Here is a 24,218-nt window from a genome sequence, read left to right as displayed (position 1 = left end):
AATCGGGAGCGTCCGCATCAAGGATATCGCCTGCTAGGCCGAACGCCGGCCACGCTCTTCGCCGGCAGAAAGGCTGGCTAACCTATGCTGCGGGGCTCGCTTGGAGCGCAAAAGTGTCAACACCTCGTCCACACTGGACACCCTAGAAGGGCTGCTTTGTGCAGGCCGTGCGGTGGACGTGTTATGATCCGACACCGATTCCGTACACGGCGGCGATTCATCGTGTGGTGGACCGAGCTTCGTGAGAACCAAGCGCGGCGTTCGCTCGCTTACCTGACCGAACGTCGGTACTTGGTGCAAGTAGATGTGGACGAGAAGGACAACCCATTGTACGTGCACCGAGGGAGTCGGCATTGAGCCGCAGAAAAGGGCGGGCACAGCGGTTGGGAGAGTTGTGCGAAGGTGGAGCATAGTGCAACCATCGATGGCGAAGCAGAGTACAAGTTAGTCGGGAGAGGTGGGCGGCATGGATCCGAAAGAGATCCTCGACCCGTATGACGCGTCCAGCATTGCCGCATTAAGCGATGGCATCTTTGGTGTTGCCCTGACACTTCTCGTGCTCGACGTTCACCTTCCGGGCACCTCCACCGACCATCTCGCAAGACAACTGCTGTCGCTGTGGCCGAGGTTCTACAGTTTCGGCCTCTCATTTGCCGTTGTCGCGGCCTACTGGGTCGCGTACCACCGTCTGCTCGCGCACATTGTCGCCTATGATCGCCCACTGCTGTTGAGAAACTTCGCGTTTCTCGCGTTCGTCGTCTTGACGCCATTCCCGACGAGTCTAGTGGGTGAGGGGTACTTTGTCACGCAAGGTGACGCGCGAGTTGCCTGGATCGTGTATGCGGGTACCCTTGCGCTGGTGGGATTGACGTTGGCGTGGTTGTGGCAATGTGCGACGGCGCGCAACTTGACAAATCCGAAACTTACTCCGTCTGCTGCCGAGTACCTCTTGATTCGCACCTTGGTGTCACCACTGATCTTTGTACTCTCCATGGGCGTTGCAGCGACCAGTGCACCCCTCGCTCCTTGGACTTTAGTGCTCTTGATCCCGGCGCAGGCCCTCGTGGCGCAACGCTACGCGCAGGCAATCGCTCGCCCGAGATAACCGCGAGTTTGTAGAGCCCGCAACGGTCTTCAACGCGTGGCGCTCGGGGCTCCGGCCTCGGGCGTGGTTCATTTTCCCACCGTTGGAAGCGAGACGCTCGACCGTATATATCTATCGAGAGACCTACAGCACAGAGGGGTAACCATCGACGCGATCTGTCTCTTGACGATCTCGCAGGCGGCGCGGGAACTGGGCGTCTCGGAAGGGACCGTCCGCGCCTACGCTGACCAAGGCGTGCTCAAAGTTGTGATCGTCGGCCCGAAGCGGGACAGGGCGTTCGACCTCGCGGAATCGGAACAGTTCAAGCAGGCGCATACGCGGTCGCCCTATCGACCAGGCCCTCGAAGTGACGGTGTTTCACCCCTCAATCGGTAAACGCGCGATCTCGTATGCGTGCTCGGGGAGTGAAGTCAACGCTGCGGCTGTGGCGACAGGGGTTGCAGCGGCGATCACCGCCGACACAGGACTCGGTGCGAAGGGGATCACCGCTGCGGCGAGCGCCGGGGTGGTGACCGTCAAGTTCCCGTACTTGGTCAGCGGCGACGTTCACCCGACGATCACAACAGCAAGTCTCGCGGGACCACCGGTGATTGTTAGCCTCACCGCGATCTCGCCGGTAATGGCGCTGATCGCCGGCATTTTGATCCTGATGCTACCATGTCTGCTGAATTACATCGTCGCATCTATCTGATCGTGATTGGCTTGGTCGGTTTGTTCGGACGCTGAGTCGTGCCGCATCGGGGTGCGAAGACTTTCGATCCGGCCCTGCTTGGCCACCATTGTTCGTGGGCTCATGGGGGACAGAACGATCACGGTCATCGCCCCGGGACGGCACAAACGGGCTTTCGGCGGCGGCCGGAAGGACCCCGGATGGCAAGAACCGGGGTGGGCACCGTTCATAAGAGGAACACTGGTGTCAAAATTGGAGTCACTTTTGAAGTTTCCTCACGTTCTTCCTTCGCGGACGGCTGTTCATATCGGTCGCTGGACCTTGGACCAGGCACTACTTTCACAAAGGTGAGCGTGTGCCTTGTGTGGGAAGGCAAGTATACTGGCCGGCCCCACTGCTGGGCGGCATCGACCAGCCACAGTACACTCCCTTGTGGATCTCCGCGCCGACCATCCAACCGTCATCGTTGATCCCGAAGACGTTCGTTACATCGGCGCCAAGGATATCGATCGTCGTGACATGTCCCGACACGTCGCGCATGAAGCCATGGATCGACTGGGCGCTGTCCTGGTAGTATCCGACGATCTGGCCGGCGTCGTTCATTCCCCACGCCCAGGTCTTGAGTGCGTTGGGGACATCGATCGTGGTAAATTGTCCGGCCGCGAAGAAGAACCCGTGAGGCACGCGATCCTTTTCGTAGTACCCTACGACCTGGCCGGCGCGGTTGATGCCGTAGGCCAGGGTCGTCGTGGCACCAGGGACCTCGAAGGTGCTGAAGTGTCCTCCGGCCAGCAGAAAGCCGTGGGAGTGCTTGGAGCGATCATCGTACGTTCCGGCGATCTCCCCATTGGCGTTGATATCGTCAGCATAGGTCGCTGCGGCGCCGGGGACATCGATCATGGTGAATCGCCCCGCGGAGAGCATGTAGCCGTGAGATACTCCGCCGGCGTCGATGAAATAGCCAACGATCACACCGGCGTCGTTGATCCCGCCGGCCACCGTCCCACTGGCATTCGGGACTTCGATCGGTGTGAATTGCCCGTCGAAGAACAGGAAGCCATGGATTTTCTTGGTCTTGTCAAGGTAGAATCCGACCATATGGCCGTCGTCATTGATCCCCCTGACCACCGTTGACGCCGAGTTTGGATGATCGATTCGCGTTGCCGGGGTAGTGCTCGCAGGCTCCGCAAGAACGGCGGGCACACCCGCAGCCACGAGTACCCCGATGCTGACAAACGTACCCAGCACCAATGCGACCGCTCGCTTCATGAGAACACACCTCCCGCCGGAAATCGCCAATGAAACGATCGCCGGCGCACGTTCTCTAGCTGAACATTGACACCCGCAGACAGCCTGCCGCCATATACCGCGCCCATTAAAGAGGGAAGCCGCCCCCGGACGGCTTCCCTTTGCCTCACTTAGCGATTGTGCGCTGCTACGGCGATTGCGATCGTCGAGAGGCCGAGGAACAGTCCAACAGCAACCCACGGGAACAACATCGGCCATCCCTCCTTTCTCTCTCCAGATCGCTCGGAGTGTCCCCGATTCACCGGAGTTTCAAACGCCATCCACACGCCCAACAGTTTTTGCCTTAGTTAGACTGTGAGATCCGGGATGGAGCGGGAGAAGAGCGAAAGTCCGCCTAGGGTGTGACCTGCGCTTCAGCATGAAGCCTGCCATATCACGCGTGACGGTTCGCCGCGCGCCAGATTTGTAGCCACGCGCACCCGCGCGTGATACGAGTTGCCATGAGAGGAGCCCCGGCCGCGCGCGTACAGCGCGTACCGAATGATGAATCGGCATTGTCAACGCGGGCGGCGCGCTCATGACGACCCACCGATATCGACAGCGTCGGATTCAGCGCGCTCGTGCGACGCGTTTCATCCTTCGATCGTTAGGGGAACATTACGAGACGAGCAGATACGCAGGGAGGTGGATGCACAATGAAACCCATGCTCGCGTGGCTTGCGTTATTGGCCGTTGTGGTTCTCGGACCTGCGCTCGCAATGGCCCAATCGATGTCCGATACCAGTGGCCCGACCATGAACGTCAAGGGGATCATCGCGAAGCAGCAGTCGATCGCCTGTACCTCGGCGGATCCGAGTTCGTGTCGAACACAACTGGTGGTGACCGCGGGCCCCACGAAGGGCTCGGAAAAACCTGGGCATCCGCCCGCCACTATCATGCCGGTCACGGTTGTGATCATGCCACACACCCCGATCACATGGACACGAGTCCACAGGACGGTGGACCCGAACCAACTCCACACCGGTGATGCTGTCGATATCGATTACCAGTTGGTTGGCGGTGAGAATGTCGCGACACGAGTGGATGTCTCACTTCAGTAGCAGCCCGTAGGGTGGGCAGGCAGGCGAGAAGGTGCACCTTAGGGAGGGTCACGTGCTATGTACCGTTGGCAGGCCGGGGCCAGGATCATTGCGGCAGCGTGTCTGGTTCTGTTAAGCAGCCTCTTGCTACCGAATCTGTCCTATGCCAAGGCGCCAGAGGAGATCGATGCCAGCGTGGACGCAGCGCTGTCCCGATTCACCGAGCAAGTGACCGGGGCCGATGCATTCCTCCGTGACGCTAAGGGTGTCCTCGTGTTCCCCGATGTCATTCAGGCCGGGATTGGAGTCGGCGGGGAATATGGCGAGGGGGCGCTGCGCGTGCACGGCCAGACGGTAGCGTACTACAATATCGCGTCCGGCTCGGTCGGGTTTCAGTTGGGAGCACAGAAGAAGGACATCATCCTCGTGTTTCTCCAGGACAAGGCGCTTCGGGACTTCCAGGCTAAGCAGGGGTGGCAGGCGGGCGTCGACGGGTCGGTGGTACTCGTAAATCTTGGCGCCCACGCGTCCATAGACACCACGACATTCGATCAGCCCATCGTCGGGTTCGTGGTCGGGCAGGAAGGCCTGATGTACAACTTGACACTACAGGAGTCCAAGATTTCCAAGCTGCAGGAGTAGGGGGCCGCGGCCCACTGCGAACCCAGACGGTGAGCCGTGTGCTGTCCCCGCCTCTACTGTGCTTGTTGCGACCTGGAGGCGATGAAGCAGAAACGCCAACAATAGCCGGCTGACTTGACGCCAATATCCCGATCGCCGTCGCTCGTTTTGGGGCGGTACGGACGCGCCGTGCTGGCTAGTGCCGGACGCCGCAAGGATTCGCCAAGAACCCTAGCTCGGGTCTTCGCAGTACCTCCTGCGGCGGAGTTAGCCGCCTTCTCGATGGCCGTGTTTGAGGCATCTTGCTCCCGGGTAACACCTGGGATGTCACTGGCCGGGTCGGGGAAGACGCGCACAATGAGGTGACCACAATGCCGCTGCTTCTTTTGTGGTTCCTGGCCGAAGTTGCCACAGTGGCAATCAAATGCGGCGAAGTAGGAGAGTCCCGTGAGTGCAACTTCCTGGACAGATAGCGGAGTCCGGGACGCTCTTCGCCTAGATCAGCCTGAGAAAGGAGGGCTGTTTATGCAACGGATCACGTTGGCCGCGGCAGGAGTCGCGACTGTGTTGATGCTGATCATGGCCGCGTCCGCGTCGGCGCAACCGTACCCGGGGCCGTACGTACAGCCCTTGGGGCCGGTGCAGCCGTATCGAACGTTGGTCGCCCATGTCCAGGTCGTGACGAGTGGATCGGCGGCGGTTTGTGGCGACCGGGAGGCCTTCAGAGTCCTGCTGACGGCCTACGCGAATAGCAATCCGTATCGGGCGCGCCAACTCGCGCTGGCACAGAACTGCGACAGTGTCCCGGTCGGTGCACGGGTGCTCGTAATGAGCGAACCGACGGCGATTGCGATCTGGCGGAATGACACGCAGGAGGACGTGGTTCTTCAGGTGGTTCAGGTTCACGTGTTGAATGGCCCGACCCGGGGAACCGCGGGATACATGTTGCTCGACGCCTTCCAATAACGAGCACTACACGCGTCCACGCTAGGGAGGAGTCCCGGAAGGAATTTCCCGGGCCCCCCTGGTCTCTGACTCTGCAAGCGACGAGGGTTGAGAGTCTACTCCTACCCCGGCTGTGAGCACGCCCATGGCATGCATGCCGGCGTGCGCGGGCCATCGGGCTGAGCAGCGGTCGCAGGAGGTGCAAAATGGCATGGTACAGATGTTCCTGTGGATTCCTCACTGAGCAGTTCCCGCAGCACGGCGACGTGGTCGTGTCCGTACATCATCTGCACCCAGCCGCGCGGGCGGACGGCGGCGCGGCGGTCGTGCGGATGGTGCCGCTTCCTGACCCGATCCCAGCGCGCGGAGAGCGAACTCCCAAGACAGCACTGACTCTGAGCAACCGCAAGGTGCATGAGGCTTCCTGTGGCAGTGTACCATCGTCTTGACCCGAATGGGCGCTCGGACGAGGGCCCACCGAGCTTGGGATCTTTGATGAAAGGAGTTGCAGAAAGTAAAGCGGAAATCCGGTGCGAAATGTCGATACATAATCCCTTGGACCTGCCGCCTGACCTGCCCGTCCCCGTGGATGACGGGGCGTGTGCTCATCTCCGCGGGATGCGCGTGCCGCCGGTGGCATTGCCGTCGACCTCTGACGTCGCAATCGACCTGTCCGCCCTGGCGGGGCGGACGGTCGTCTACTGTTTCCCGCGGACCGGCCGACCGGACCATGAGGTTCCGAAGGGGTGGAACGAGATTCCCGGCGCACGCGGATGCACTCCGCAGGCCTGCGCGTACCGCGATCACTACGCGGCGCTCAAGGCTCTCGGCACGCGCGTGTTCGGCCTCAGCACGCAGACGACGGACTACCAGCGCGAAGCCGTGACACGCCTGCACTTGCCGTTTGCGCTGCTGAGCGACAAGGATCTTACCTTCACCCGCGCGCTGCGGCTGCCGACGTTCGAGTTCCCGTGGAGCTTCGGGGCACAGCCCGCCGAGCTGATCAAGCGGCTCACGCTGGTGCTTCGCGACGGCCGGATCGAACGCGTCTTCTATCCGGTCTTTCCACCGGACAAGAACGCCGAGCAGGTCCAGGCGTGGCTCGCGCAGCACCGGCGATAGACTCGCGCGCCGGCGGTGCCGCCGCCGGAGGCGAGCCCCGCGGCCAGCACTGGTTGGGCATCGTGCTGAACCTCGGCTCGGCCGTCGCCTACAGCACCTCCGGCTTCTACACGCGGCTGATCCCGCTCGATCCCTGGACGATCCTGTTCTGGCGGGGGATTTTCGCAGGCGTCTTCATCTGCAGCGTCATCGTGTGGCGCTACGGCCGCCGGACCGTGCACGTCGTCCGCGACATCGGCGCGCCGGGCCTGGCCGCGGCGTGCCTCTCGACGTTCGCCACCATCATGTACATCAATGCCTTCCGCCGCACGTCGGTCGCGGACGTCATGATCATGAACGCCACGACGCCGTTCTTGGCCGCGGCACTCGGATGGCTGTGGCTCCGGGAGCGCGAACGCTGGAGCACCTTGCTCGCAAGCACGGTTGCGCTCGTGGGCACGGCGATCATGGTCGGAGGAGCGGTGCGCGAGGGTCATCTCGTCGGTGACCTGCTGGCATTCGGGATGGCACTGTGCATGGCCAGCATGATGCTGGTCATCAGGCGGCACCGCGAGACTCCGATGCTGCCCGCAGCCTGCCTCTCTGCCCTTCTGTGCCCTGCGTTCGTGTGGCCGCTGGCGCATCCGGGTGCCGCCGATCCGACGGACATGCTGTATCTCGCCCTGTTCGGCGTAACGCAATTCGGGCTCGGCCTGCTGCTGCTCACGCTCGGCGCCCGGCTGATCTCCGCGACCGAGACGGCGCTCACCCAAGCGTCGGAAGTGCCGCTCGGACCGCTGTGGGTCTGGCTCGCGTTTCGCGAGGTGCCGCCCGTGTTGACCTGGATCGGCGGAACGATCATTATGGTCGCCGTCTCCGGCCATGTCTACGTGAGCCGACGCCCGTCCACATCCGAGAGGTCGATACTCAACACGTAGGCGATCGTCGGTGCCAATCGTGGCGAGTCGTTGAAACTACTCGCTTCACGCGGCCTCTACAGTCATTTCTTAGCCCGCTGCATGCACGTTGTATCAAGCGGCGCGCAAGTGAGGTGCCGCGGCGTCATGGTAGGCGAGCGTATCGTATCATCCCGCTCTAGGCGTAACCGCCGTTGACGCGGTTGTTCAATCGGGAGGGCGATTGCCTGGCGATGAAACTGCGGCCGGGCAACGTCCACAGCGTCGAGCAGTGGGAGGAGGTACTCCTGCCCGAGATCGAGCGGCAGCAGGCACAGGGCAAGAACGTGGTCGTGCGCGCGGATGCCACCTTCGCCACACCCGAGCTCTACGACACCCTGGAGAAGCGGGGCGTGAGGTACGCGATCCACATTCCATCCAATGACATCCTGGAGCGCGAGATCGCGGAGTCGCTCCGGGGATCCGTCGGACGCCCGAGTCACACCCCGGTGGTCCGGTACAAGCGCTTCCGGTACGAGGCCGCCGTCAGTTGGAAGACGGCACGCCGGGTGGTTGCGAAGATCGAGTTTCACTGCGGGGAACTGTTTCCCCGCGTGGACTTGATCGTGACGACGCTGGAGATGGACTGTCGGGCGGTCGCGCGATTCTACAACAAACGGGGGACGTCGGAACAGTGGATCAGGGAAGGCAAGCAGGCCGTGAAGGTGACGAGGCTAGGGCAGACTGGCTGAATTCAAACATGACAGAAACCCGGTCCGGCCCCTGCGGGTCGGCCAACCCGGGTCCCTGCCAATTCCCCCCGCGACGAATTCAGTGGTTCTCTAGCGAGTATTCAATGTTTACCGTCGCCATTCCCGCCCCCATTGCCGTTGCCGCCGCCGTTCCCATTCCCGCCCCCATTGCCGCCGCCGTTGCCGTTTCCATTGCCGCCGCTGCCGTTCCCGTTCCCGCCACCGTTACCGTGACCACCGGAGTTGCCGGTGCCGCCGTTGTTTCCGCCCGCGCTTCCGCCGCCGTGGTTGTCGGCCGCGGCGCTATCGTGCACTTCCTTCTCATTGTGCGCCGCCTGACTCACTAAGTCTCCGATCGTCACGCCGGCTGGTAGCGTTCCTTCGGCCTTGAGTGTCGAGGCCGCCCGGGCTACGGTCGATACCCATGCCCCGTGATTCGGAAAGGAGGTGCCCAGGACGGTCGTCGTGGCCGTCGTGACATTGAGCGCAAGCGTGGTCCCCGTTACGTTGGCGAACACGCCCGTGGCCGAAGTGATTTGCAAGGAGCACTCGCCGGCGGAACACGAATACGTGCCGCTCAGCTGTCCAAACTGAGGACTGAGTCCGGTGACGATCTCGGTGAATGTGCCCACGGTCGCCGACCCGCTCATTGACAACGTCGTCGACAGCCCGCCCAGGTGTCCGCTTGTCGTTGTCTGACTGCCAGACGGGACGTGCACGCCACTGAAATCAACTGCCAGCGGCTGCGTCGCCTGTGCCGCCCACCCGGGAAGCGCCGCGGCAAATCCCACCATCACTACCATCATACCGCTTGCTAGCCACCGCATGATGCCTGTTCCTCCTCGTTGCGTAGTTCTCGCGTCAACCCCGCCGGATCATCGACGAGTCTTAGACTTTTCCTAACCCCCGAATCAACTGACGCCGCTCTTGCGCTGGCAGTATCTTGAGGACCGCGTGCAGCCAGCCCGCGTCCGCATCCAACGCATCAGCGGCGCGGCGCAAGCCGTCGGTGTCTCCGGTCGCGGCCATCGCTTGGATCTCCCCAAGGCGTGCTTGCGCATTCTTGACCAACAGCTCCGCTCGCGCACGCGCGCTTGGCGTCAGCGCGACCTGGGCGTTCTCAATGGCCAGGCGCGCCCCGTACCACGGACTCGATGGGGACGCTCCGGCCGAGGTCGCACCGACTCCTAGCCCGAACGCCCCGAGGAGTACTGCCGCGGCGATGGCGGCCCACCCTGGTTGCCAGCGGTGCGAATTGGAGCGGACTCTTGCCACACCGCCGTCTCCCGAGTACGCCACACCGCCGTCTCCCGAGTATGCCACACTGCCGTCTCCCGAGTACCCCACATCGCCGTCTCCTGAGTGCCGCGTGGCGGCCGACACTACCGCCCGCACGAGGCGCAGCGACATCGATACCGGCAGGTGCTGCCGGGCCGCGCGCAGACGGAGCGCGAGGTCGTGAAGTTCCCGCAACTCCGTGGAGACGTCGTCGTCCGCTGACGACGCGCCCGGTGCACCGGAGGTTTCCCCCGGAAGACGCCTCAACAGAAGTTCGAGCTGCATCTCAGTGTTACGCATCGCGTCGGAGTCCCTCATTAGTGTGCTCCTCCGTCCAACGCCGTTTGAGCGCTCGCAACGCCCGCAACTGCAGACTTCGCACTGCCTCTTCTGACCGTCCCATTGCGATCCCGACCTGCCGCGCCGGCATATCGGACACGATCCGAAGGAACAACACCTGACGATGTTCCCGATCGAGCGCGTCGAGACAACGCCAGAGGGCTTCGGCTTCCAACCGCTCAAGAGTCAAATCTGCCGGGTCGCTTGCCTCACCGGGGTGGTGACATTCGGTGAGTTCTTGCTCCGTAACTTGCCGGCGCCAGAGTCGGGAGGCAAGATGGTCCGCGATTCCGACGAGCCACCTTCCCATGTGTCGAGGCTCACGCCCCGCTCCGAGTCCCGCGAGCGCCGTGGCAAACACCTCGGAAGTCAACTCCTCCGCGTCGTTGCGCCTGCGAGTCCGCGCCAGCAGATAACGGAACACCCGCCGATAGTGGTCATCGTAGATGCGCGCGAATGTCTCTGCGAATGCCTCGGTGTTCATTTCTGCCCCCGTCGTACGCTTCGTCACTATGTGCCTGATCTTCGGCTTTCGTGACGCCCAATGGCGGCTCGAAGTGTGCTGATGTTCTTTCGATACCCGCATTGAGTGTTTCGGATGACCCGAAGTGACGAACACCCGTGCGTGGCCGCACGCGGGAGGCATTCCGGGGCGGGGAGCCCGGACCGGTATGCCACCCGGAGATCGCATCGGCGATCCCGGGCCATATCTACGACCGCGTCTGACGGTGCCGTCGCCGCGGCAATTTCAACCGAATCCGGGCTGCGACAGCACCGGTGCTACCTGGATTCTTCCCGGGATGGTGGACTACTCAGCGAGCCGTCCGCAAAGCCTCAGACGGTGCGTTCGTACCTGGAACGCGAGCGCTTCCCGGAAGAGATGGGAATGCCGACACACATGCCTCGCGTACTTTCGTGTGCAGCGGGGGGAGAGCGACGGGCCGATCCGCTCGCCGTCCAGCGTCAGCGGGGGAACGCGCTGTCGATCACGCCGCCCCACTGACGGAGACAACCGGGCCGCGGCGCCACGATGCGCGCGCGGTCAGCGCACGTCGCGCTGGATCGCGACGTCGACCACCGCGGGCGCTCCCGAACCCAGCGCCTCCTCAAGGGCCGGGCGAAGATCCTCAGGGCGCTCGACGCGCCGACCGCGTACCCCCATCGACTCGGCGATGCGATCGTAGCGAAGCGGCGGGTCAGTCAGATCCATTGCAACGAATTTCCGGTCCGCGTGTCGTGGTCCCAGGTAGTCCATGATATTTTCCTTTAGGATTCGATAACTCGCATTGTTACACACGACCCAGGTGACCGGGATGCGGTGGTGCGCGGCCGTCCAGAACGCACTGACGCTGTACATCGCGGAGCCGTCTGCGACGACGCCGACGACTGGCCGCTCCGGCATCGCGAGCTTCACCCCAAGCGCGCCCGGCAGGCCTGGGCCGAGCCCGCCACCCCGCGCCCGGAAGTACCGGCCGGGTCGCGGCGCCACATAGCGTTGCAGCACCGTGCTGGAGGTGATCGCTTCATCAAAGATTACAGCGTCTGCGGGTACCACATCGGCGAGTTCGCTCATGAGACGCGCAACGGAGATGGGCTGGTTGGTCCAAGTCTTGCGGTCGTTGGCCAACACCGTTTCGCGTTTCTGGCTCCCTTCGGCGGCAATCGCAGCGGCACGTTCCACCGCGCCGGCCGGGGCGCGCGATTCCAGCCGCTCAAGCAGCGCGAGCAGCGCGGCCGCGCAATCGGCCTTGATGCCGAGCGCGCCCGGCACATTCTTGCCGATCTCCCAGCCGTCGAGGTCGATCTGGATGACCTTGGTGGCCGCTGGGACGAGGTCGCCGGGGCGCGGGAAGATGTACCGGAACAGCGGCACCCCCAGTGCAAGCACGACATCATGTCGAGCGAGCACTCGGCTAGTGAACTCGGGCGCCGCGGCGTTCGTGAACGGCAGCGTGCCGATCACCAGGGGATGATTGGCGTCGACGTTGACCTCGGTCGTGTAGCCTTGGTAGATTGGCGCACCGAGCAGCTCCGCGAGACGGGTCACGTGTTCCTGCCCGTTCGACAGGGCGATCCCGTCCCCCGTCACGATCATTGGGCGGCGGCTTGCGGCGAGCAATTCGGCGGCCTCGTCCATCGCTGCGGGGTCGGGATGTGCGCGCCAACGTGTGTAGCTGGTGGGTTGAATCGACACCTCGGCGTCTTCGTCCAACACGTCGATGGGAATCGATAGCACGGTGGGCCCCTGTGGGGCTTCCTCGGCAATTTTCATGGCCCGGCGGACCGCCTGGGGCACGTCCGCCGCGTGGGTGATTTCGTAGGACCATTTGGTGACCGGCGCGGCGATCTCGACCAGATCGCCGGACAGGAGTGGCTCCTGGAACAGCGCCCTGCTCGCGCTCTGGCCGACGTACACGACGAGCGGTGAGCGGCCGACTTTGGCGTTGAACAACATGCCGACGGCATTCCCCAACCCGGGGGCGATGTGGAGCTCCACGAAGGCCGGCTTCCGCGTGGCGCGCGCGAACGCGTCGGCCATGCCGATCGCGACTCCCTCGTGCAGGCAGAGGATGAATTCCACCTGCGGATAGTCCTGGAGCAGGTCCATGAACCCTTGCTCCGTGGTTCCGGGGTTGCCGAAGATGTACCGAACGCCGTCCGCAACGAGCTGCTCGAGCAGTGCGCGTTTGCCAGTGATCCGCGGCATTTCCGTTGATCCTCCCGTGCCCCGATTGAGTGCGATCACCCATCCATCGGCCGCGAACCTACGTCGTCGACTGCGGGGTGTGCGGCTCCCGTCGGTTCTTCGACTTGGCCGGTTTTGCGATCCCACCGGTCCGGATCGCCCAAGAAGCAGGGCGACGCTCGACCGCGCGTGATCCACCGCGCTTCCCAGGGGCGCCCCTGTGGAGGCGCCATGGTCGCCGCGCAGGCCCGTCGCGTCGGCGCGCGCATGACGACATCCGTCAACGATGCGACCGTTGCGGACCACGAACGCTTCCACTCGACTGTCTGGGCTTCCTGCGGATCCGTTGCCGCGGATATTAGTTCGGCGTCTGGTCCGACCCGCTCGCTGCTTCGTCTCCGCGCGGCGGGCGAGCAGCCGCGCGATGATTTGCCGAAGTCGACCCTTCGCAGGGAGCGACCGCGCGCGCCCCGAACACCACGCGCCGGATGCCCCGGGTGGTCCGGGCGCGGCAGTCGCCCGCCAGGCCGTCGTCGTGCGGGGCCGTGGGGCGAGTGCGCGAGCCCGTGGGGAGGCCACCGCACGGGGTGTGGCGCGCCCAAGAACCCGGCGGGTGTAACGATCGACTGCACCATCCGAGACGCGTCAGGGGAAGTTGCCGGCGTGCTGCCGAGTAATGCCCGACGGCGGGGCCTCCATTGGACCAGGGGACGTGGAAAACCCATGGCACGCGACGGCATCGCCGTCGGTCGGGACCTGCCGGCGAGGGTCGGCGTGTCCCGCCGACACGCGGAGTCGGACCGTCACGCCGGTCCGGTACCAGGGGCGGGGAGAGTGTCAACGTGGATGATGTGACCGGGAGCATTGCCAGCTTCGTCGACGGTTTGACGGCGGAGGCGCTTGACGCGTCGGCGATCCACGAGGTGAAACGCAGGGTCGTGGATTCCTTCGGTTGTATCGTCGGCGGACGTGGCGGTGAACCCGCCCGGATTGCAAGACAGCTGGCGAGCCAGTCGCAAGGACGGCTGTCGGCGACCGCTGTCGGACTGGAGACCAAGACCACCGTCGAACTGGCGGCCTTCGCCAATACCGTGATGGTGCGGTACCTTGACTACAACGACATGTATTTCACACCGCGCGGCGGTGGTCAGCACCCCAGCGACTTGATCCCCGCGGCGTTGGCGACCGGGGAGGCGCTGGGGGTCCGCGGTGTCGACGTTCTGCTGAGCATCGTCATCGCCTATGAGGTTGGCGCCGCGTTGGCGGGGGCCACCCGCATTCGGGAACGCGGTTGGGATCAAGGCACCTTCACCGTGGTCGCCGCTGCCATGGGTGCGGGCAAGCTCCTGGGACTGTCTCGGGAGCAACTAGCGCACGCCGCGTCCATCGCCGTCACCTCGAACATCGCCACCCGGCAGACACGTGTGGGGCAGTTGTCGATGTGGAAAGGCAGCGCCACGGCGGCGGCGAACCGGAACGGGATCTTCGCCGCGCTACTCGCTCGCGAGGGGATGACCGGGCCGAGCGAGCCGTTCGTCGGCAAGGATGGCATCATGGATCTCATCACTGGACCGTTCACGCTGGACCTGGCCGTTCCGCACACGCGGCCCTTCGTCGCCGAGGTGAGCGGCCTGAAGTTTCATCCTGCCGAGTACAACTCGCAGAGCGCGCTGGACGTGATCTTGAGGCTGCGGGACCGCGTTCCCGTCGATCAGATCGAGGATATCCATGTGGAGACGTACTGGGTCGCATACAGCGAGATCGGCATGGAACCGGCCAAATGGGATCCGCGTACGCGGGAGACCGCGGATCACAGCCTTCCGTACTTGCTCGCCGCTGCACTCCTCGACGGGCGAATCACGCCAGACTCATTTTCCCCCGACCGGATCGCGGATCCACAGCTTCGGAGCCTGATGCCACGGATCTCGGTGGCGGAGCGCCCCGATTTCTCGCGGCGGTTTCCCGGCGAACTCAATGCCCGGATCATCGTCCGACTGCGCTCAGGTCAGACGATCGAAGGCCAGGCGGCACACCCGCACGGCCACGCCAAACATCCGCTCACGGACGACGAAGTGAACGAAAAGTGTGACGCGCTGTGCGCTTCCGTGCGCGACCGCAAGCTCTGTCGTGAGCTGAAGGACGCCCTGTGGGCGTTCGAATCCCTCGATAACGTGGCGGACGTCCTTGGGAGTCTGGGCCGACTGACCGCGTCGTAGTCCGCGCTGCGGGGGCAAGGCACCGACCGGCGTGTCCAAGCCGGCGCCGTGCTACCGCCGGGGCGCGGCGTATCCGTGCCGGTGGCGGGGAGCGACGCGCGGGGCCGTTTCGAGTGCGCTGATGCGCGGCGACGGGAGCACATCTAGTCGACGCCGGTCGTCGGGTCCGGCTGGGTGCCACGTAGAATGTCGACCGCAGCCACCGTCGGCGGTCGTTGCCCCGGTGTTCCCGCGTTGACGATCTTCCGTGCTTGATTTGTCGTAACCAATCGGTTGCGTTATCGGTAACCAAATGGCTACCATGAATCGCAAAGAGCGTGACGCCGTGTTCCGAGCGATCGTCGATCCGACGCGCCGAGAAACTCTCGGCTTGCTGCGCGGCGGTCGGCGAGATCGCGGAGAATTTCCGCACCAGCCGTCCGGCGATCTCGAAGCACCTACGCGTGCTGCGTTCTGCGGGGTCGTTGTTGCACGCCGAGATGGCACCGCGCGCGTTTGCGCCTTAAACGCGAACGCGTTACGTGCGGTCACCGATTGGCTTCGGGACTATGACGCCTTCTGGGACGAGAACTTGCGCAGTCGCAAGCGGTACGTTGCGGAGGGGCGTCGATGAACCCAACGAACGCCAGCGACACGGTCGTCAAAGAGATCACGAGCAAGGCTCCGGCGGAACGGGTCTTTGAGGCGCTGAGCAACCCCGACCAACGTGTGAGATGGTGGGGAGTCGAAGGGCGATTCCGGGCAACGCACATGGAGTCTGACTTGCGCCCGGGCGGCAAATGGGTGATGCGCGGCGTCGGCATGGGCGGCAAGCCCTTCTGCGTGGGCGGCGAGTATCGCAGCGTTGAGCGTCCGTGCCGGCTGGTGTTCACTTGGCTCCCGGACTGGCAGGAGAACGCGCCGGAGACGCTCGTGCGCTTCGATCTGGAGGAAAAGGGCGGGGTGACGACGGTCCGCCTGACGCACTCGGGTCTGACCACCGAGCGTTCGCGCGAGCATCATCGCGGCTGGCCCCAACTCCTGGCTTGGCTGCAGGCGTACGTCGAGGACCGAGCCTAAGTGGCTACGTGTGCATCCCCGGGTCGGATCGAGTTTGGCAGAGGGCCCCGCGGCACAGTGAATCTGGCTCGACTGGACTGCGGCGTGAACACGCCCCGGGTCGGTGCGACGCTTGGCGATGGCTCGATGCCGACCGAGATGGTCGACTGGAGCGTGCTGCAGCCTGATCGATAGACGTTCAACTGCCGGGTGGGCATGTAACCTTGACGATCCATCGTCTTCAATGCAAGAAATGCACGCGCCACCCTTTCAATCGAAATCCGCGCACGACGGATTGCGGCACGTGGGAGCTACAACTGCGGGCGGCCGCGAAGGCAAGGAAATCACCCTCGGTGATCGGGGCCCAGTCTCAGGGGCCGCCTGACTGGACACGGAGGCTCAATCGTACTTGTTCTCGGTACGCTTTTCCTCCAGCTGAATCTCTACCAGCTCCCCTGAACGGATATCCGGGCCATAGTGACGAACCGCGTCTTTGACGACCGCCAACGCCATTTCCGCGATGTGTTGTCGATCCTCTTTCGTCACCACCTGTAGTTTGATCACTACCGAGTATTCGCGCACGCTGATGGGTGCCACGATTAACGGCCTCCGAAAAGGGATAGGGTTGTGCGGCGTGACCGACGTGCGGTACCGTTCGAGTGTCGGGCGGCGAGTCCACCGGCGGACTACAGCTGACGCAAAAATTTTCGGGCGCGTTCTGCTGCAGCGTCCGCATGTTCGCCCAGTTCTTCTTCGGTGAACTCCAACCGTTTCTGCGAGTCCGTTGGCCGGGCGGTGGATTGCAGGAGGACCACCACCGTGCCATGTTCGGGCCGAGTCGTGACCTTCACGACGACCGCACGTGCGCCCGTCGCGTTCAGCGCCTCGGTGAGAATCGCAGTTGCCTGCGCCTTCAACGTCTCAGCGCTCACCCGTATTTTCCCTGCGTCCATGTCTGGCGGATTCATCATCAGCGTACCCTCTCGTCAGGACTGTGCTGCATGCATTGTACCTGAAGGATCACCCGGAGGGCTACACCGCGTCAGGACGCGGGGTCGGGGCTGGCGCCCTTGCGACGATTGACGGTTGGCGTGGCGCCGGTGTTCAAGGTACAATGAATGGGGGTTTTGCACCAGCCATCGCCACTGGGAGGCACCAACGCATGCAGGATGAGTCACGCAGGGACGTGAGCGCGCGTTCGACGTCTCCCTCCCGTCAGGCACGTGCCGTGCGCGGACGCGCAAATGAACTGGTGCGCCTCCTTGATGAAGTGCTCGGGCGACGTGGCAGATACGCGTGGTACGAAGCCCTCGGCGACTTGAGTCTCCTCACGCACGTCCCGCTGGACCTTGCCGCGGAATGGGCCGATCTCACTGCCATGGACCGGGCGTTCAGCCTCTGCGTCTATCTCGAGGATTGCCGGGTGCCGATTCGGGATGAGTCCGGGACCCAACGCCACGCGGCCGTGTACGACCCCCCTCCGCAAGTGTACGGAGAGTTGGCGCGGATGCTCAAGGACAAGATTGAGAGCCTCGCGACCGATCGGGCGGCGCGAAAGCCGCCCTCGCCGCCGCGCAAACCCCGGAAGCGTCGCGCGACGGGGCTCGAGTCATCGTCTGGCGGGGGGAAGCCTCGTCGTCGCTAGGTAAGACAGTCACGCACGCGAGGGCCAGGATCCCCGATGCGACATGCTCGAACTGTTCCCCGACGGCGCCTAACAGCCTCACGCCCGGTGCGACCGGCCGGCCGAGATCTGGCTGGCGGATAGAATGCTGATCAGGCGAATCTCTCCGCACGCACGGTCCGCCCGGCGCCGAGCGGGGCCGGTCAGTGCATCCAGCCTGCGGTCTATGGCCGCGCGCGGCGGCGACCCGCGGGCGCCTGCGGCAAACGGACCGACACTGGAGGTGGACCGTCCGTGGCACAGGTGACGCTTGCGAAGTTTCGCTTCAAGCCGGGGGGCAAACAGCGGTGGCTCGATTGGTGCGACGAACTGAAGCGACGGTCCGGTGAGGTCGTGGAGACCTTGCGGAACGAAGGCGTCGCGGTTGAGGCGTGCTTTCTCTCCGTCAATGAGGACGCCGTGTACTACTTCGTCGAGGCGGAGGACTTCGATCGGGCGCAACGGGCGCTGCAGCGAAGCCCATACACGATCGACCGCCAGCACATCGACGTCAAGGTGGCGGCCCTTGAGGCGGTCGAACCACTCACGTGCTTGTTCCACTTCGAGCATCGGTGACGCTCCCAGAACACCAGACGGGGCCGGACTCGATACGCGTCCGGCCCCGTCTCCTTGCGAGCGCCTGTGGTGCGGGCTACCTGGCGATCATGTGCCCGGTCGCCGCGAGAGCGATGCCAACGCGGAGCGCACCGGCGAGGACCCACATGGCGAAACACCTCCTTGTGGTTCCCCCCTGACCGCGTTACGCAGTCGCGACTGCCCTAGATTGGTACCCGACGCCTCGCCACCTGACACACGTGCCGTCTCGCCGCGGCGGACTCGTCGAGCGGGGGGGCACAGATGGCGAGGCGAAACCGGCCGCGCAGCGCTTCGGAGCGGTTGCCGCCGCTCGTTGAAACGCGGCTCGATCGCGTTCGACGGCGGATGCCCACGATTGCACCGGGTCACGTCCACTTCACGAGCGCCCGAAGCGGTAGCCTGGTCAGCAGGGCGCGATCTCCTCGTATGATGCACGGGGTCGCGGGAGATCGTTCCGGTGCTTACGTTCGTGCAATCATAGCGGGGCGCGGCAGCGACCGCAAATCGCCTCTGCGCGGCGCCCCGCGGGAACACGGTTCTTTTGCCCGCACCGCGGGCAACTGAGGATCATGGTGTCGACGGATGCGTCGGGCACGATCGCGCTGGCCTCGGCTTCGGGATCACGTTGATACTTGTAGTGGCTGAGCGATGCTGAGACGGTCGGGCTGATCTCCTGAAAAAGTTGCGCGCACCACAGCGCTTGCACCGGCCCGACGGGTGTGTTCGGTCCAAGGAGGTGACGCGCCACCGCGTCTCCAAGCCGGAGTGCAATCTTGGCCGGGTCGGCGTCTGTGCCGGTGATATTGACCAGAGGTTCGTACTCGCCGGCGCGTTCGCGAACCAGCGTCGCGAAGGGCGGGTATTGCCGAAAGTCCACCGTGTTCTTGAAGACCACGTAGTGAGCCCAGTCGAGTTGGTCGGGCAGGCGCTTCGCCAGCGCCTCGCGACCATGGCTCCACAGGCAGTACGAGAACACCGAGTACGTGTCGGCCACCACTTGTCTCTGCGCTTTGGTGAGGGCGGTCAGGAGCGGATGGCGTGACGCGTTCCACGCCGTGGCAAATGCGCTGAACACAAACAGCTCCAACGGCACGACCGGATACCCGAGCCGCTGGGCCGCCTTGCGGTGCGCATCAAAGCTGCCCCCGGCGATCGCGGTGAGGGACAGCGCCAGTTCTACGGGCGTGACGCGCTGCACCGACGGCTTTCGACCCGAACGAGAGAACAGCCCCATGCACGATCCCCCGTGTCTTCGCTAGCGTCTAGGCACGCCTGCCCGCGAGCAGGGCACCCGTCGTTCGCGCGCGGACCGGCGAGGCAGGGCGGAAGTGCTTATGGAACCGCGGCGTAGCCTCGTCCTGCGATGCGATCCGTCCGGGCCCCTCCCGCACGTTTGCATCGGTAGTACGTCCTTGTCGGGGCGGAACCCTGCGGCAAGTGGCGCGGCGCCGATGCGACGACGACGGGAGGGGCGCCGTGGCAGGGCTCGCGATCGTGTAGTATAGTACTCGCGGACGGGACGCGTGGCCGACCGACAGAAGGGGCCGTGTGAGCATACAACCGATCGCACTTCGAGCGTCTCATGCGCGCCAGGTGCGCGCCGGCGTCGCCGTGGAGTGGCTGACGATCGTCTGGATGGTCATTGAGGCCGCCGTGAGCCTGAGCGCCGGCATTGCGGCCGGAAGCATCGCGTTGGTGGCGTTCGGCGTCGACAGCCTGATCGAGCTCGTGTCTGCCGGCGTCCTGCTGTGGCGGCTGATCCTCGAACGGCGGGATCCCGCCGTCGATCCCGAGCGCGTGGAGCGCGCTGAGCGCACCGCATCCCGGGTGGTTGGATGGAGCCTGCTGGTGCTCGCCGCGTACGTGGTGCTGCACTCCGTGTACAATCTGTGGACGAAGGCGATCCCCGACTCATCCGTGGCCGGCGTGGCGCTGGCCGCGGCCGCGCTCGTGGTGATGCCCCTGTTGGTGCGGGCCAAGCTCCGCGTGGCGGCCTCGATCAACAGTGTGGCCCTCAAGGGCGACGCCATGTGCGGGGTCGTCTGCGCGTACATGGCCGCGACGCTCCTCGTCGGCCTGGGGCTTCGTGCGGTCTTCGGCTGGTGGTGGGCCGACCCGGTCGCGGCGCTCGGGCTCGTGTACTTCATCGTGCGCGAGGGCCGCGAGGCCCTGACCGCGCAATGCGGCTGCGCATGCGACTGAGGGCCGGCCGTGGGCTATTCGGCCTTCCGGGCCCCCACGGGGACGGCATTCCTCTTCGGCCGCCGGTTTTGCGGTAGGATTTTCTTCCTCAGCCGCAGCGACTGCGGCGTGATCTCCACGAACTCGTCGTCGGCGATGAACTCGATCGCCTGTTCCAGGTTCAACGCCCGAAACGGGACGAGCCGGATCGCGTCCTCCGCGGTGGACGCCCGCATGTTGGTGAGCTTCTTTTCGCGCACGACGTTGACGTCGAGATCGTTGTCGCGCGAATTTTCGCCGATGACCATGCCTTCGTAGACGTCGACCCCCGGCCCGACAAACAGTTCCCCGCGTTCCTGGAGGTTGTAGAGGGCGTAGGAGGTCGTGACGCCGGGCCGGTCCGCTACCAGCGCGCCGGTCAGACGACGGGGGATCTCGCCCATCCACTTCGTGTGCCCGTCGAAGAGCGAATTCATGACGATGGTGCCGCGCGTGTCGGTGAGCAGTTCGCTGCGGAGGCCGATCAGCCCGCGGCTGGGCAGCCGGAACTCCAGACGCGCCCGTCCGTAGCCGTGGTTGTGCATGTTGGTCATCTGTCCCTTGCGGCCGCCCAGTTTCTCCACGACCACCCCGACGAAGCGTTCCGGCACGTCGATCGTCAGCCGTTCCATCGGTTCCATCAGCACGCCGTCGACCGTCTTGGTCACGATCTCCGGCTTGCCGACCATCAGCTCGTAGCCTTCCCGCCGCATCATTTCGATGAGGATGGCGAGCTGCAGCTCACCCCTGCCCATGATCTTGAAGGTGTCGGTGTTGTCGGTCTCCTCCATTCGCAAGGAGACGTTGGTGAGGAGTTCTTTCTCCAAGCGTTCGCGCAGGTTCCGCGAGGTGACATACGTGCCCTCGCGCCCTGCGAGCGGCGAGGAGTTGACGGTGAACTGCATCGCGATGGTCGGCTCATCGATCGCGATGCGCGGCAGGGGTGAGGGCGTTTCCGCGTCGGTAATGGTATCGCCGATGGCAATGCCCTCAACGCCTGCGACCGCGATGATGTCGCCCAGTTCGGTCGACGCGACTTCCGTCCGCTTGAGGCCGCTGAACGAGAACAGCTTCGTGATGCGCGTCCTGGGGAGCGCCCCATCCGTCTTCGCGATGCCCACCGTCTCGCCGGTCTTGAGCGTGCCGTTGAACACGCGCGCGATGGCGATGCGCCCGAGATAATCGCTGTAGTCGAGGTTGGCCACCAGGATCTGCAGGCGCGCCGCGGCGTCCCCGCCGGGAGGCGGAACCGTTGCGACGATCGCTTCGAACAAGGGGCGCAGATCCACCCCCGCCTGGGCGATGTCGGTCGACGCGGCGCCGGTCTTGGCGTTCGTGTAGAGCACGGGAAAATCGAGCTGTGGCTCTTTGGCGTCCAGATCGATGAACAGGTCGTAGACTTCGTTCAAGACTTGCTGCGGCCGTGCATCGGTCCGGTCGATCTTGTTGATGACCACGATCGGCGGCAGGCCGGCTTCCAGGGCTTTGCTCAGCACGTACCGCGTCTGCGGTAGGGGGCCCTCGCTGGCGTCTACGAGCAACATCACGCCGTCCACCATCTTGAGGGCCCGCTCCACCTCGCCGCCGAAGTCGCTGTGACCGGGCGTGTCCACGATGTTGATCTTGATGTCATGGTAGAAGATCGCGGTGTTCTTGGCCAGGATCGTGATCCCGCGCTCGCGCTCGAGTTCGTTCGAATCCATGACGCGCTCCACCACGGTTTCGTTCGCGCGGAACGTCCCGCTCTGGCGGAGCATGGCGTCGACCAACGTCGTCTTGCCGTGGTCGACGTGGGCGATGATGGCGATGTTGCGAATGGCCTGGGTCACCGGTCGTCTCCTCGTGCACGCGGTCCCGCCTCGCGGCCGCGATCCTCGATGATCGTACAGGCGAACGTCGGGACGGGCGTGCGGCTCGTACCTGGACCCGCTCCGCCTCTGGGCGCGGACACGGGTCCCTTTTAAGGAACGCCGGCAGAGACTGTCGAATGCCCGCATGATCGCTCCGCGGCCCCGTTCGCGGAATCGGACCTCGGCCCGATAGACGCTCAACCGGCCCTCCGGCTACGGTGGGGACGAGCGAAGTTGGTCGATGGGGTGACTGCGACCGTCCGTGATCGGGTGGAGGGAGGCTCGATGATGATCGACAGGCTCGCCGATCGCATCAAGGAGCTACACGACAGGGCGGGGACCCGGACGGTGTTCGGGGACCCGGTTGAGCTTCGCGGCCGCACGATCGTTCCCGTCGCGCGCGTCTGCTACGCATTCGGCATGGGGATGGGACATGGGCGCAAGCGGCCCGAGGGCGATGACGGGATGGTCGGCGAGGGCGGCGGGGGCGGTGGAGGCGTCTCCGTGAAACCCTTGGCCGTCGTTGAGGTCACGGACACGGCGATCAACGTCGTGCCGATCGTCGACGCAACCCGGCTCGCCCTTGTGGGGATGGCGCTCGCCGCCTGGGGTGTGTTCTGGGTGAGTCGGGCGCTGCGGGCGAGACACTGCGCGTGCGGCGGGCGTGGCCCCGAGCGGGAGCCGGGGCGGCCCGGGCCCGGAGCAGGGCCGCGGGGATGACGGACCGCGTGCGTGACGCCGGGGAAGGGGGGGCCTGGCTCGATGAGTGGAGAGGAACCTGATACCCTGGGTGACGAGCGTCGGCGGGCCGGGCCCGCGGAGGCGGCGGGGACGCTGGTGCTGCGCCTCGTCTCCCACGTGGCGGAGTTGCTGCGGCTGCACCTGCTTCTGAGCGGCCAAGAACTGCGGCAGCTCGCGCGCGAGCTCCTGATCAGCGCCGTCTTCATCGTCGTCGCGGCGTTCATGTCGGTCTTCGCGGTGGGGTTGTTGTTGACGTCGGCCGTGCTGGCGCTGTCGTTGGTCTTGACGCCATGGGCTGCGGCGCTGGTCGTGCTCGGTGCGAGCACGGTCCTGATCGCGGCGCTGGGGGTCGTCGGGGCGTGGCGCGTTCGGACCCGGGCCCGCCGGTTCGCGGCCGTGATGGACGCACTTCGGGGAGATCTGCGGTGGCTTTGGAGCGAGCTTCTGAGAATCGGTTAGCCGAGCTGCGGGAGGCGATCGCCGACGACACAACCGCGCTGCGGGCCAGCCTCCGGGACGCGAGGGAGCGCGTGGTCGCGGGACGCCCGGTGCCGCTTCACGTCGCCCTGGAGATCATCCGAGCGCTTTGGTCCCCGCGGGGGCGGGACACGCACACGCCCCGCAGTTCATAGGCAGGCGGTCTCGAGCGCTTGAGCCCGCTCAAGGCGGCGTGTGTCGAACCTCTCCATCGCCGACCGCGCGGCCGAGGCGCTCGGCCTGTCTCCCCGACGGTCTTTGTCGGTTCTTTACACAGCAGGAGTATGGTCGTAATCTGGATGTCGCCGAACACGTCGGGCGCGGGGTGGCCATCGAATGGGTAGGGAACTGACTCGAGTTGTCCGATTTTTGATCGCGGTCGCCGTCGTGGTCCTAGGGCTGACGGCCGTTCAGGCGGGGCCCCGGCCCGCCCCCGCGTTCACGCTGCCGTTGCTCAGCGGCAAGACGCTCAGCCTCGCCGACCTGAAGAGCTCCCCGGCGATTCTCCTCTTTTGGGCGCCGTGGTGCCCGACGTGCAACGCCGAGGCCGCCGCGTGGGAGCGGGAGTACCGGGAGTGGCAGGGAAAGGGCGTGGCGCTGGTTGGGATCGGGCTGCTTGACAACCGAGCCGCGGTCGTCCAGTTTGTGCGACAGTACCATCTGACGTTTCCGATCGGGTACGACGCCGACGGCCGG

The 24,218-nt window shown here is 64.8% G+C and carries 25 protein-coding genes and 1 pseudogene; 17 read left to right on the top strand and 9 right to left on the bottom strand.

Annotated elements, in window-relative coordinates; translation table 11 throughout:
- Window positions 1–466: 466 nt before the first annotated feature.
- Window positions 467–1,105, top strand: a complete 639-nt coding sequence (locus VKZ50_10985) for a TMEM175 family protein (protein ID HLJ60245.1) — start codon at window positions 467–469, stop codon at window positions 1,103–1,105.
- A 586-nt stretch (window positions 1,106–1,691) separates the two neighbouring features.
- A pseudogene (locus VKZ50_10980) lies at window positions 1,692–1,831 on the top strand (DUF3096 domain-containing protein).
- Between the two features lie 283 nt (window positions 1,832–2,114).
- On the opposite strand, the gene VKZ50_10975 reads toward VKZ50_10980, so the two are convergent.
- Window positions 2,115–3,044, bottom strand: a complete 930-nt coding sequence (locus VKZ50_10975) for a hypothetical protein (protein HLJ60244.1) — start codon at window positions 3,042–3,044, stop codon at window positions 2,115–2,117.
- 674 nt (window positions 3,045–3,718) lie between these two features.
- Between VKZ50_10975 and VKZ50_10970 the strand changes: the two genes are divergently transcribed.
- The 6 genes from VKZ50_10970 (at window position 3,719) to VKZ50_10945 (ending at window position 8,417) form a co-directional block, all read left to right on the top strand.
- The gene (locus tag VKZ50_10970; GenBank protein ID HLJ60243.1) at window positions 3,719–4,123 is read left to right on the top strand and encodes a hypothetical protein; all 405 of its coding nucleotides are present in this window, start codon (window positions 3,719–3,721) and stop codon (window positions 4,121–4,123) included.
- Between the two features lie 57 nt (window positions 4,124–4,180).
- Entirely contained in the window at window positions 4,181–4,744 is a 564-nt protein-coding gene (locus tag VKZ50_10965) for a YSC84-related protein (GenBank protein ID HLJ60242.1), read from the top strand.
- A 504-nt stretch (window positions 4,745–5,248) separates the two neighbouring features.
- Window positions 5,249–5,689, top strand: a complete 441-nt coding sequence (locus VKZ50_10960; protein ID HLJ60241.1) for a hypothetical protein — start codon at window positions 5,249–5,251, stop codon at window positions 5,687–5,689.
- Window positions 5,690–6,205: 516 nt separating this feature from the next.
- Window positions 6,206–6,790, top strand: a complete 585-nt coding sequence (locus VKZ50_10955; protein HLJ60240.1) for a peroxiredoxin — start codon at window positions 6,206–6,208, stop codon at window positions 6,788–6,790.
- Window positions 6,766–7,707, top strand: coding sequence for a DMT family transporter (locus tag VKZ50_10950; GenBank protein ID HLJ60239.1), 942 nt, complete (start codon window positions 6,766–6,768; stop codon window positions 7,705–7,707). Before VKZ50_10955 ends, VKZ50_10950 begins: the two co-directional genes overlap by 25 nt.
- A gap of 173 nt (window positions 7,708–7,880) precedes the next feature.
- A complete protein-coding gene (locus VKZ50_10945) occupies window positions 7,881–8,417 on the top strand; it encodes a transposase (GenBank protein HLJ60238.1) in 537 nt (178 codons plus the stop codon).
- Between the two features lie 101 nt (window positions 8,418–8,518).
- On the opposite strand, the gene VKZ50_10940 is transcribed toward VKZ50_10945, so the two are convergent.
- From VKZ50_10940 to VKZ50_10925, 4 genes are all read right to left on the bottom strand, one after another.
- On the bottom strand, window positions 8,519–9,244 hold the full coding sequence (locus VKZ50_10940) for a hypothetical protein (protein HLJ60237.1): 726 nt from the start codon (window positions 9,242–9,244) through the stop codon (window positions 8,519–8,521).
- 61 nt (window positions 9,245–9,305) lie between these two features.
- On the bottom strand, window positions 9,306–9,995 hold the full coding sequence (locus tag VKZ50_10935; protein ID HLJ60236.1) for a DUF5667 domain-containing protein: 690 nt from the start codon (window positions 9,993–9,995) through the stop codon (window positions 9,306–9,308).
- The gene (locus VKZ50_10930) at window positions 9,988–10,518 is read right to left on the bottom strand and encodes an RNA polymerase sigma factor (GenBank protein ID HLJ60235.1); all 531 of its coding nucleotides are present in this window, start codon (window positions 10,516–10,518) and stop codon (window positions 9,988–9,990) included. The genes VKZ50_10935 and VKZ50_10930 overlap by 8 nt, the downstream gene beginning before the upstream one ends.
- Window positions 10,519–11,076: 558 nt before the next feature.
- The gene (locus VKZ50_10925) at window positions 11,077–12,741 is read right to left on the bottom strand and encodes a thiamine pyrophosphate-binding protein (GenBank protein HLJ60234.1); all 1,665 of its coding nucleotides are present in this window, start codon (window positions 12,739–12,741) and stop codon (window positions 11,077–11,079) included.
- A gap of 821 nt (window positions 12,742–13,562) precedes the next feature.
- On the opposite strand from VKZ50_10925, the gene VKZ50_10920 reads away from it, so the two are divergent.
- The 3 genes from VKZ50_10920 to VKZ50_10910 all read left to right on the top strand — a co-directional run bounded on the left by VKZ50_10920 (window position 13,563) and on the right by VKZ50_10910 (window position 15,995).
- Window positions 13,563–14,936, top strand: coding sequence for an MmgE/PrpD family protein (locus tag VKZ50_10920; protein HLJ60233.1), 1,374 nt, complete (start codon window positions 13,563–13,565; stop codon window positions 14,934–14,936).
- A gap of 317 nt (window positions 14,937–15,253) precedes the next feature.
- Window positions 15,254–15,442, top strand: coding sequence for an ArsR family transcriptional regulator (locus VKZ50_10915; protein ID HLJ60232.1), 189 nt, complete (start codon window positions 15,254–15,256; stop codon window positions 15,440–15,442).
- A 103-nt stretch (window positions 15,443–15,545) separates the two neighbouring features.
- The gene (locus tag VKZ50_10910; protein HLJ60231.1) at window positions 15,546–15,995 is read left to right on the top strand and encodes an SRPBCC domain-containing protein; all 450 of its coding nucleotides are present in this window, start codon (window positions 15,546–15,548) and stop codon (window positions 15,993–15,995) included.
- A gap of 378 nt (window positions 15,996–16,373) precedes the next feature.
- Here VKZ50_10910 and VKZ50_10905 read toward each other — a convergent pair whose 3' ends face one another.
- Together VKZ50_10905 and VKZ50_10900 are read right to left on the bottom strand one after the other, a co-directional pair.
- Window positions 16,374–16,571, bottom strand: a complete 198-nt coding sequence (locus VKZ50_10905) for a hypothetical protein (protein ID HLJ60230.1) — start codon at window positions 16,569–16,571, stop codon at window positions 16,374–16,376.
- 89 nt (window positions 16,572–16,660) lie between these two features.
- Window positions 16,661–16,945 carry a hypothetical protein gene (locus tag VKZ50_10900; protein ID HLJ60229.1) on the bottom strand — a complete coding sequence of 95 codons (285 nt, stop codon included), beginning with the start codon at window positions 16,943–16,945 and terminating at the stop codon, window positions 16,661–16,663.
- A gap of 191 nt (window positions 16,946–17,136) precedes the next feature.
- Between VKZ50_10900 and VKZ50_10895 the strand changes: the two genes are divergently transcribed.
- Both VKZ50_10895 and VKZ50_10890 read left to right on the top strand, forming a co-directional pair.
- Window positions 17,137–17,619 carry a hypothetical protein gene (locus VKZ50_10895; GenBank protein HLJ60228.1) on the top strand — a complete coding sequence of 161 codons (483 nt, stop codon included), beginning with the start codon at window positions 17,137–17,139 and terminating at the stop codon, window positions 17,617–17,619.
- A 273-nt stretch (window positions 17,620–17,892) separates the two neighbouring features.
- On the top strand, window positions 17,893–18,213 hold the full coding sequence (locus tag VKZ50_10890; protein HLJ60227.1) for a DUF6176 family protein: 321 nt from the start codon (window positions 17,893–17,895) through the stop codon (window positions 18,211–18,213).
- Between the two features lie 496 nt (window positions 18,214–18,709).
- Here the strand turns inward: VKZ50_10890 and VKZ50_10885 are convergent, their stop codons facing one another.
- Window positions 18,710–19,468 carry a hypothetical protein gene (locus VKZ50_10885; protein HLJ60226.1) on the bottom strand — a complete coding sequence of 253 codons (759 nt, stop codon included), beginning with the start codon at window positions 19,466–19,468 and terminating at the stop codon, window positions 18,710–18,712.
- A 314-nt stretch (window positions 19,469–19,782) separates the two neighbouring features.
- Here VKZ50_10885 and VKZ50_10880 point away from each other — a divergent pair, with 314 nt between their 5' ends.
- Window positions 19,783–20,436 carry a cation transporter gene (locus VKZ50_10880; GenBank protein ID HLJ60225.1) on the top strand — a complete coding sequence of 218 codons (654 nt, stop codon included), beginning with the start codon at window positions 19,783–19,785 and terminating at the stop codon, window positions 20,434–20,436.
- A 14-nt stretch (window positions 20,437–20,450) separates the two neighbouring features.
- On the opposite strand, the gene typA is transcribed toward VKZ50_10880, so the two are convergent.
- Entirely contained in the window at window positions 20,451–22,283 is a 1,833-nt protein-coding gene (gene typA, locus VKZ50_10875; protein ID HLJ60224.1) for a translational GTPase TypA, read from the bottom strand.
- Between the two features lie 306 nt (window positions 22,284–22,589).
- Here typA and VKZ50_10870 point away from each other — a divergent pair, with 306 nt between their 5' ends.
- The 3 genes from VKZ50_10870 to VKZ50_10860 all read left to right on the top strand — a co-directional run.
- A complete protein-coding gene (locus VKZ50_10870; protein HLJ60223.1) occupies window positions 22,590–23,024 on the top strand; it encodes a spore germination protein GerW family protein in 435 nt (144 codons plus the stop codon).
- Between the two features lie 42 nt (window positions 23,025–23,066).
- Complete coding sequence (locus tag VKZ50_10865) at window positions 23,067–23,504, top strand: phage holin family protein (GenBank protein ID HLJ60222.1); 438 nt, start codon at window positions 23,067–23,069, stop codon at window positions 23,502–23,504.
- A gap of 354 nt (window positions 23,505–23,858) precedes the next feature.
- Window positions 23,859–24,218 (top strand): TlpA disulfide reductase family protein (locus tag VKZ50_10860; GenBank protein HLJ60221.1); only part of this gene is annotated, 360 nt, incomplete at its 3' end.

This window comes from bacterium (assembly GCA_035295165.1).
Lineage (GTDB): Bacteria > Sysuimicrobiota > Sysuimicrobiia > Sysuimicrobiales > Segetimicrobiaceae > JAJPIA01.
The sequence above is the reverse complement of the archived record's forward strand: the minus strand, read 5'-3'. Positions and strand labels throughout refer to the sequence as shown.